Raw genomic sequence first — 9,062 nt, forward strand, 5'->3', positions numbered from 1 at the left:
GTCGGTGGCCGGCTCGTCCTGGGCCTCTGCCTCGGCGTCGGGCGCAGCGTCGGTTTCGGCCTCCGGCCCGTCCTGGGCCTTGGTGTCGGCGGCCGGCTCGTCCTGGGCGTCGGCTTCCGGTGCCTGCTCGGGCTCCGCGTCGGCGGTCGGCTTGTCCTCCGCCTCGGCGTCGACGTCGGACTCGTCCTGCGCCTCTGCCTCGGGGGCCGGCTCGGCCTTGGCCTCCGCCTCGACGTCGGCCTCGGGCTCGTCCTGGGCCGCAGCTTCGGGCTGTGCCTCCGCCTCGGGCGCCTGCTCGTCCTTCGCCGCCTCGGCTTCCGGCTGGGGCTCGTCCTGCGCGGCGGCGTCGGTCTCCGGCTCCGGCGCCCCCTCGTCCTTCGCCTGGGCCTTGGCCTCAGGCTCGGGCTCCGCGTCCGCCGCGGGCTTCTTGTCGGCGGGAGCCTCGGCTTCGGCGGAGTCGGCAGTCTGCGGCTCGGGCTTGGCCTCGGCCGGGGCGTCGGCCTCCGCGGCGGCTTCCTGGTCCGTGTCGGCGGGCGCCTCGGTCTTGGCGGCGGGCTCCACTTCCGCGGGGGCCTCGGCCTCGGCGGCAGTTCTGGGCTCGTCCTGCGCCGCGGACTTCGGCTCGGCCTCCGCGGCGTCGTCGGCGGGCTCCGCGTCGGACCGGGCGGTGGTGTCCGCGTCGGCGGAGGTGGTGGCCTCCTCGATGCGGGAGTCGACCTTCGCCTCCGCCTCGGCGACGGCCTCGGGCTCCGCCACGGCCTTCGGGGCGGCGGCGTCGTCACCCGGCTCGGTGGGCCGCGGGATGGCGACGCCGTCGAACGCCGCGGACACCAGCTCGTGCTCCGTCTTCCCGGTCGGCTGCTCGGGCGAGGAGGCCGGCGCCGGAACCGTCGCGGGGGTCTCGTCCGCCGCGGCCTTCTCCGGGGCACCGCCCTGCGGCGGGACCGTGGGCTCCGGGTCGGCGGCACGTTCCTTGCGTGCCTTTCCGAACGCGTTCCGCAGGAGAGAGAAGATGCCCATGTGTCGCTACCCTTCGGAGGAGCTGAAGCCCGTCGAACCCTGGCCAGGACGGACACGTAAGGTTAGCGGCCCCCTTGGGGCCGTTCGGTAAGGGGCGCACGCCCCGCGTCCGCCACCGCACCCGACCGGACGCGTCCCATCGGGTGGACCCCAGCCGTCCCGAGGTTTGACAGCCGTATGGCTGCCGCCGGTTCACCCGTCATTCACCCGGACGATCCGTTGCCGCACGCCTTCCTCCCTAGCGTCACCTTCACACCTAGGGCACAAGGGGAGATTCGAACGTGCGCACTTCGCTGCCGATCGTAGGAACGCCGTCCGCCGCGCACCCAGGCGGCCGCTCGGCCCTGACCTGTCGCTTCCGCTGTGGTGACGCCTGCTTCCACGCGGTGCCGAACACCAGCGACAACGCGTACATCGGCGACATCGTCGCCGGTGCCGTCAGCCGCCGTTCGGTGATGCGCGCCGCCGCCGTGGTGACGGTCGCCGCCGCGGCCGGCACCGCCACGGTCGGCGGCGCCCAGCCCGCGCAGGCCGCCGAGGCGGCGGGCCGCCACGGACGCCCCGGGAAGCCGGACGGCGCCCGCGGCCTGCGCTTCACGCCCGTCGCGCCGAACACCGCGGACCAGGTCACCGTGCCGTCCGGTTACGACCAGAACGTGGTCATCCGCTGGGGCGAACCGATTCTGCGCGGTGCCCCGCGGTTCGACCCGGAGAACCAGACCGCCGCCGCGCAGGCCGGTCAGTTCGGCTACAACAACGACTTCCTGGCGCTGCTCCCGCTGAAGGGCGAGCCGCACCGCCAGATCCTCGTCGCCAATCACGAGTACACCGACGAGATGCTGATGTTCCGCGACTACGACGCGAACAACCCGACCCGCGAGCAGGTGGAGATCGCCTGGGCCGCGCACGGACTGTCCGCCGTGGTCGTCGAGGAGGACCGCCGCACCGGCGCGCTGCGCCCGGTCCGCCGTCATCACCTGAACCGCCGGGTCACCGCCACCACGGTGTTCCGGCTCACCGGTCCCGCGGCCGGCTCGGACCTGCTGAAGACCTCCGCGGACCCGACCGGCACCAAGGTGCTCGGCACGCTCAACAACTGCGCGGGCGGCGTCACCCCGTGGGGCACCACGCTGCACGGCGAGGAGAACTTCAACCAGTACTTCGCCAACGCCAACCGCCCCACCGACAGCCGCTACGGCATCGGCACCGGCGCCACCGAGCGCAAGTGGGAGCGCTTCGACAAGCGGTTCGACGTCGCGCGGGAGCCCAACGAGGTCCACCGCTTCGGCTGGGTCGTCGAGTTCGACCCCACCGACCCGGACTCCGTTCCGCGCAAGCGCACCGCGCTCGGCCGCTTCAAGCACGAGGCCGCGACCGTCAGCCTCACCGCCGACGGCCGTCCGGTCATCTACTCCGGCGACGACGAGCGCTTCGACTACGTCTACAAGTTCGTGGGTTCGAAGCGGATGGCGAAGGGCAACTCCCGGGCCGCCCGGGAGCACAACCTCACGCTGCTCGACGAAGGCACCCTCTACGTCGCCCAGTTCACCGGCGACTCCCCCGTCTCCGAGATCGACGGCACCGGCAAGCTGCCCTCGGACGGCGAGTTCGACGGCAGCGGCAGGTGGATCCCGCTGGCCACCGCCACCGCCCGCGGTGCCGTCTCGCACGTGCCGGGCATGACGGCCGAGGAGGTCTTCGTCTTCACGCGCCTCGCCGGTGACAAGGTGCAGGCGACCAAGATGGACCGCCCCGAGGACGTCGAGCCGAACCCCCGCACCGGCAAGGTGTACGTCGCCCTGACCAACAACACCAACCGCGGCAGGGCGAACTACCCGGCCGCGGACGAGGCCAACCCGCGCAACCAGAACAAGCACGGCCAGGTCCTGGAACTCACCGAGAAGTGGTCCCGGCCCGACGCGCTGGAGTTCGCCTGGTCGCTGTTCCTGGTCGCCGGCGACCCGAGCGACCCGGCCACCTACTTCGCCGGCTTCCCCAAGGAGAAGGTCAGCTCCATCTCCTGCCCGGACAACGTGGCCTTCGACCCGCACGGCAACCTGTGGATCTCCACCGACGGCAACGCCCTCGGCAACCACGACGGCCTGTTCGGCGTCGCGGTCACCGGTGACCGCCGGGGCGAGCTCAAGCAGTTCCTGACGGTGCCGAAGGGCGCGGAGACCTGCGGCCCGGTGATCCAGGACCGCCGTGTCCTGGTCGCCGTGCAGCACCCGGGCGAGGTCGACGGGGCGAACGTGGACAACCCCGCCTCGCAGTGGCCCGACGGGCCGGGCACGTACGTCCGGCCCGCCGTGGTCGCGGTGTGGCGCCAGGACGGCCGGGACATCGGCGTCTGACGCTCCGGCAGGAGCGGTGCCGGGCGCTTCGGCGGTGCCGGGCGCTTCGGCGGTGCCGGCGGTGGCGGCGGAGTCAGCGGTGGAGGGTGAGGGTCACCAGCACGGCTCGGTGGTCCGAGCCCTCCATCTCCGGGAACCGGGCGTCGCGGGCCGTGAACGCGGGGGAGACCAGCACGTGGTCGATCTGAACGCCCGGCAGCGGCGCCCCGGTCACCGGCCAGGTCGATGCGCGGGCGGCGCCGGCCAGGGCGGCCGCGTCGTGCAGGCGCCCGTCGTCGAGAAGGCGGCGGAACGCGGCGTGGTCGCGTGAGGCGTTGAAGTCGCCGGCGAGGATCACGGGGGTGTCCTCGGCGGCGGCTTCGGCGTTTCCGGCCGCTGCCCGCTCGCGTGCCCAGCGGCGGAGGTCCCCGAGTTCCGTGCGCCAGGTGGTGAGGCGCTCGGGGATCGGGGGCGAGGGGTGGGCCAGTTGCAGGCGGACCTGGTGGCCCGCGACCTCGGTGACCGCGCCGGGCTGGCCCATGGAGGCGGGAACCCCCGCCGCCGGGGTCAGGGGCAGACGGGAGTGGATCACCGAGCCGACCGGGCCTCCCCCCGCCACGGCCCGGCGGTGCGGGTGGGTCGCGGACAGCGCGGAGGTCAGGGTGTCCATGCAGGCGGGGTCGCACTCCTGGACGAAGACCAGGTCGGGGCGCTCCTGACGGACCAGGTCCACGAGGGGGCCGACGGCCTGGCCGAACTGGAGGTTCGCGGTCAGGACGCGGAGATCGGCGACGGGTGCGCCCGCCGGGTCGTGGTCGCCTCCGCGCGGGACCGAGTGCCAGGCGAGCAGGGCCAGGAGGGCCGTCCCCCAGACGGCGAGGACGCGGCGCCGGGCGAGCAGGGCGCCCAGCAGTCCCAGCCCGGCCGGGACCGCCAGCCAGGGGAGAAAGGCCAGCAGTTGCGGCACGGGGGTCGGACCGTCGGCGTCGGCGATGCGGAAGGCGGTCACGGCGGTGGTCCCGGCCAGCAGCGCGGCGGCGGCCACGGCGGCGACGGTGCGGGCCGGGCGTCGGCGGGGTGAGGGCGCCTGCTGCTGCGTCTGCTGCGTCTGCTGCGTCGTGGCCACGGTTTCATGGTGCCCCATACGGCCGCGGCGGGGCACCGGAACGGTCACTCCGCGGCACGTCCGGCCCGCCGCCACCGGGCCACCGGCCAGCCGGAGGGGGCGGTTCAGGCCTGGGCCTGGCTGGGTTCGGTGGGGTCGACGGACGGGTCGGCGGTCTGCCGGGCGGCCGGGGCCGGGCGGGGAGAGGCCGGGGAGGCTGCGGAGGCTGCGGAGGCCCGGCGGGACGTCGCGCGGCGGCGGGTGAGCCAGGTGGTGGCGGCGACCAGGACACCGAGGGCGAACAGGGCCCAGGCGACGTGGCGGAGGGTCGCGGTGAGGGCGTCGTAGACCGCGGCCGCGGCGGGCCGCGAGACGCCCGGGGGGAGGTCGGCGAGCAGCGCCGCCCGCCCCACCAGCAGCGCGACGCCGAGGACCGCGCCGCCCACCGCCGTGCCGAGGGCGGTGGCGGTGACCGCCCGGCGGCGCCGCACCGCGACGGCGATGCCGGCCACCGCGAGCACCCCGGCGGACACGGGCAGCCACACCCCCGCGACCTCCAGCGTGCGCAGCCCGTCCCGCAGCCCGCGCAGCTCCGCCGGCTCCAGGACGGCGACCCGGGTGTGCCGCACGGGGATGCTGCCGGCCAGCGGCACGTTCTCGCCGGCGAGCTCGTGCCGGACCCGCTCCGTGAGGGGCGCCAGGTCCACCGTGACGGGACCGTCGCGCGGCTCGCGCAGGGCCTTGAGCACCGCCTCGTGCGACGCCCGGTTCCCGGCGTCCCAGACGGCGCGGAAGGCCTCCGTCGTGGTGAACGACCGCACCGCGCTGTGGACGAACGGCGCCGCGGACGGGGGCAGGTCGCGGTCGTCCGCCAGCCGGTGCACGATCCCGGCGCCGACCGTGTCCGCGACCAGGCCGCGCACCGCCGGGTCGGAGGCGAGCGGTGCCATGGTGGTGACGTACCGCCCGGTGTCCGCGATGCCGTGCACCGCCCAGACGGCCAGCACCCCGAACGGCAGCAGCAGGCACGCCGCGGCGGTCAGGGCCGCCGACAGCACGTCACGGAGACGGCGCGTGCGGTCGGTCACGCCCCCAGACAACGCCGCCCGCCCGGCCGGGGCGAGCGACGCGCGTCCGTCCGGGTGAGCGGCGTGCCGGGGCCCGGCCCTCAGTGACGCCGGCGCATCGCGCGGGCCATCTTGAGGGTCCGCATCAGCAGGCGGGCCTTGCCGCGGCGCCGCCGGCGGAGCCGGACGGGGCGCGCGGGTACGGTGCCCGGCGCCGTCGCGGTGGCGGGCCGGGTGCCCGTCGTGGAGGCGGTCGTGGCGGTGGGCGTGCCCGGCGTGCCGAGCGCGGACCGGGTGGTGAACGACTCGCCGGCGTACGCCTCGGTGCGTATCGCGTCCTCACCCGCCGTGGCCGGGTAGCGGTCCTCACCGGGGGTCACCACGCGCGGTGTACGGCGCGTGCTGACCCGGTAGAGGACGGAGACGAACACGCCCACCGCCATGGCCAGGCCCAGGAAGATGGAGTGGAGCACGCTCTGGTTGGTGGTGCTGACGAGGAAGCCCAAGGCCGTGCCGGCGAACGCCGCCCAGGCCGCGGCCCGCCGGACGCGAGGCAGGCGCGGGGCGAGTGCCCGCAGCGCCATCAGCGCCAGCATGAACACGAGGGCCGTCGCGAAGCCGAAGAACAGGTTCCAGCCGGTTATCCCGTCGCCACGGCGGACGTTGGTGGCCGCCCAGAAGCCGTAGATCAGGCCGAGCCCGAGGGGCAGGGCCCACTTCATGATCTTCGTCCCGCGGTCGCCGAGCAGCCGCATATCGACGCCGGGACGCTGGTCGGCGCCCGTGTGCCAGGTGCCGGGAGGCCGGGACAGGGAGCCTCGCGGGGCGTGTGGCGCGTACGTCATGGAAACGCTCCTCTCCGCCGGAAAGCCAGGGGCTTCGAGAGTGGACCGGATGGCGCGGACGCGCCGCGGGCTGTGGACGAACCCTGGCTCCGGTTTCCAGCGGACACCCGTACGAGTGACGGGGCAACTCGGGGCGGCCCCGCTGTCCACCACCGGATGCAGGCCCCTGGACCCCGTGTTTCGCTGAAGTCATGCAGCCCATGCCCGACACGCCCGACGATCCGGGGCCGGTCCGCGCCACCGGCGCGGAGAAGGCCGCGTCCCTCGGCGTCTCGGGTCCGGCGGCGTTCCTCTACTGGCGGGGGCACCCGACGGGCTGGCTGCTGCCCACGCTGATCGTGATCGTCGCCGCGGTCGTGGAGGTGGCCACGGACGACCGGTTCCGCGCGGTGTCCTGGATGGTGCTGGCCCCCGGAGTGGCCGCCGCCCTGTGCAGCGTCCGGGGCACGGCGCTCCTGGCGCTGTTCGCGCTCGCCACGTATGTGCTGATCACCGTGGTCGTCCGTCCGCCGGTGAGTGCCTGGCCGGTCCTGGTGCTGCTGGTCATCGGCGGATTGCTGGCCGTCTTCGCCTGCGTGGTGCGGATCAGCCACGCCGAACGGCTGTCGCGGATGTCCGTGGTCGCCGACACCACCCGCCGGGCCGTACTGCGTCCCTTCCCGCCCGGGCTCGGCGGGCTGGAGCAGGCGGCGCTCTACCTGCCGGCCAACAGCGAGGCCCGGGTGGGCGGCGACTTCTACGACATCCAGCCCAGTCCCTGGGGGACGCGGGTGGTGGTCGGGGACGTCCAGGGAAAGGGCCTGGAGGTGGTGGAGACGGCGGCCGCGCTGCTCGGGACCTTCCGGGAGGCCGGGTACCACGAGCGGTCGCTGGCGGCGGTGGCGTCGCGGCTGGAGATCCGGCTGAAGCGGCAGGTCGCCTACCGCCTCGACCTGGGCGCCGAGCAGGATCGCGACCGGTTCGCCACGGCGGTGATGATCGGTTACCCGGCCGGCGAACCGGGCGTGGTGGAGATGGTCAACTTCGGCCACGAGCCGCCCCTGCTGATCAGCCCCGACGGCACCACGGGCGTGCTGCCCGGAGCGCACGGGCTGCCGCTGGGGATGAGCGACATCGCGGACCTGCCCCCGCCCGTCCTGCGCGTCCCGATACCGGTCGGGGCCACCCTGCTGCTCACCACCGACGGTGTCACCGAGGCGCGGAACGCCGCCGGGGACTTCTATCCGCTGCGCGAGGAGGTCACCCGGGCCGCCGCCCGGGACCCCGCGCTGCGCCGGCCGGAGGGGGTGGTCCGGTTCGTCCGCGAGGGAGTGCTGCTGCACTCCGGAGGCCACCTGGAGGACGACACGACGATCTTCTCCGTCCGCCGCCCAGGGCCGGACGAACCGCCGCCGTGGGAGCGGTCGGCGCGGGAGATGGGGCCCTACTCGGGCGTGCCGCCGCAGGAGGGCGGGCCGCCGCGGGAGGGCCGCCGGCGTCACAGCCGGTTCCGCCTCGGACCGGTCCCCCTGCGGCTGCCCCGACCACTGCCACTGCCGCGGACGCGGACGCGGTCGCGCTCGCTGCCGAGGCTGCGGGCGTGGCGGCGGAGGCGGGGGACGGGGGCGCAGGGGTGACGGGATCCGCCGTGGACCTCGGCCGGGGGCTGGAGGAGGCCTGGTCGAGGGTGGCCGTGTTCGTGCCCCGGCTGGCCGGGTTCCTGGTGGTCCTGGGGGTGGGGTGGGTGGTGGCCCGGACGGCCGCCGGAGTGCTGGAGCGGGTGCTGCGGAGGCTGGGGTCCGAGCGGCTCGCCGAGCGGGCGGGGGTGCGGCGGCTGCTCCGGGAGTCGGCGTACGACATGACGGGGATCGTCTGCCGGGTGGTCCGGTACGCGCTGCTGCTCGTCGTGCTGCGGCTCGCCCTCGGGGTGTTCGGCGCGAACCCGGTGAGCGCGGTGATCGACGGGGTGGTGGCCTGGGTGCCGCGGGGTGTGGTGGCGGTGGTGCTGGTGGTGGTGGCGCTCGCCGTCGCCGACGGGGCGCGGCACGTGGTCCGGGCGGTGCTGGCGACGGTCCCGTACGGCAAGGGGGTCGCCGGTGGGGTGTGGGCGGCGATCGTGGTGCTGGGGGTGATCGCGGCGCTGGAACAGGCGGGGATCGCCACGGGGGTGGTGCTGCCGGTGCTGTACGCGGGGCTGGGGACGGTCGCGGGCGTCGTGGTGGTGGGAGTGGGCGGTGGGCTGATCGTGCCGATGCGGGCCCGGTGGGAGCGGTGGCTCACGCGGGCGGAACAGGAGGTGTCCGCCGCGCGCGTCAGCCTCTCCACCTACCGCGCCACCCAGGCCGCAGCCCCCGGCCCCGCACGCCCAGGCCCCGCACGCCCAGGCCCCGCAGCCCCAGGCTCCGCAGCCCCAGCCAGCTCGGCCCCAGGCGGCTCGGCCCCAGGCGGCTCGGCCTCAGGCTCCGCACCCTCAGGCGGCTCGGCCCCAGGCGGCTCGGCCTCAGGCTCCGCATCCCCAGGCTCGGCAGCCCCAGGCCCCGCACGCCCAGGCTCGGCAGCCCCAGGCTCGGCAGCCCCAGGCCCCGCACGCCCAGGCTCCGCAGCCCCAGGCTCGGCAGCCCCAGGCTCGGCAGCCCCAGGCCCCGCACGCCCAGGCTCGGCAGCCCCAGGCTCGGCAGCCCCAGGCCCCGCACGCCCAGGCTCCGCAGCCCCA

Annotated in this window: 6 protein-coding genes and 1 pseudogene; 3 read left to right on the top strand and 4 right to left on the bottom strand. The window is 75.4% G+C overall.

Annotated features, from left to right (window positions below):
- A pseudogene (locus ACWD3O_RS01345) lies at window positions 1–1,020 on the bottom strand (hypothetical protein); the annotation flags it as partial.
- A gap of 281 nt (window positions 1,021–1,301) precedes the next feature.
- Between ACWD3O_RS01345 and ACWD3O_RS01350 the strand changes: the two are divergent.
- On the top strand, window positions 1,302–3,374 hold the full coding sequence (locus tag ACWD3O_RS01350) for a PhoX family protein (protein ID WP_451414478.1): 2,073 nt from the start codon (window positions 1,302–1,304) through the stop codon (window positions 3,372–3,374).
- Window positions 3,375–3,447: 73 nt separating this feature from the next.
- Here ACWD3O_RS01350 and ACWD3O_RS01355 read toward each other — a convergent pair whose 3' ends face one another.
- The 3 genes from ACWD3O_RS01355 to ACWD3O_RS01365 all read right to left on the bottom strand — a co-directional run bounded on the left by ACWD3O_RS01355 (window position 3,448) and on the right by ACWD3O_RS01365 (window position 6,370).
- Window positions 3,448–4,479: an endonuclease/exonuclease/phosphatase family protein gene (locus ACWD3O_RS01355; RefSeq protein WP_451414479.1), complete on the bottom strand. Its 1,032-nt coding sequence runs from the start codon at window positions 4,477–4,479 to the stop codon at window positions 3,448–3,450.
- A 104-nt stretch (window positions 4,480–4,583) separates the two neighbouring features.
- Window positions 4,584–5,546 (bottom strand): hypothetical protein, encoded by a 963-nt coding sequence (locus ACWD3O_RS01360; RefSeq protein ID WP_451414480.1) that lies wholly within the window; start codon window positions 5,544–5,546, stop codon window positions 4,584–4,586.
- Between the two features lie 80 nt (window positions 5,547–5,626).
- The gene (locus tag ACWD3O_RS01365; RefSeq protein ID WP_451414481.1) at window positions 5,627–6,370 is read right to left on the bottom strand and encodes a hypothetical protein; all 744 of its coding nucleotides are present in this window, start codon (window positions 6,368–6,370) and stop codon (window positions 5,627–5,629) included.
- Window positions 6,371–6,570: 200 nt separating this feature from the next.
- Here ACWD3O_RS01365 and ACWD3O_RS01370 point away from each other — a divergent pair, with 200 nt between their 5' ends.
- Both ACWD3O_RS01370 and ACWD3O_RS01375 read left to right on the top strand, forming a co-directional pair.
- On the top strand, window positions 6,571–7,986 hold the full coding sequence (locus ACWD3O_RS01370; protein WP_451414482.1) for a PP2C family protein-serine/threonine phosphatase: 1,416 nt from the start codon (window positions 6,571–6,573) through the stop codon (window positions 7,984–7,986).
- Window positions 7,983–9,062 (top strand): mechanosensitive ion channel family protein (locus tag ACWD3O_RS01375; RefSeq protein WP_451414483.1); only part of this gene is annotated, 1,080 nt, incomplete at its 3' end. The genes ACWD3O_RS01370 and ACWD3O_RS01375, both read left to right, overlap by 4 nt.

The sequence above is a fragment of the Streptomyces sp. NPDC002640 genome (genome assembly GCF_053592575.1).

Bases quoted from the DNA above. Each gene is read 5' to 3' on its own strand.
- ACWD3O_RS01365 (WP_451414481.1), bottom strand. From the start codon at position 6,370: ATGACGTACGCGCCACACGCCCCGCGAGGCTCCCTGTCCCGGCCTCCC.
- ACWD3O_RS01370 (WP_451414482.1), top strand. From the start codon at position 6,571: ATGCCCGACACGCCCGACGATCCGGGGCCGGTCCGCGCCACCGGCGCG.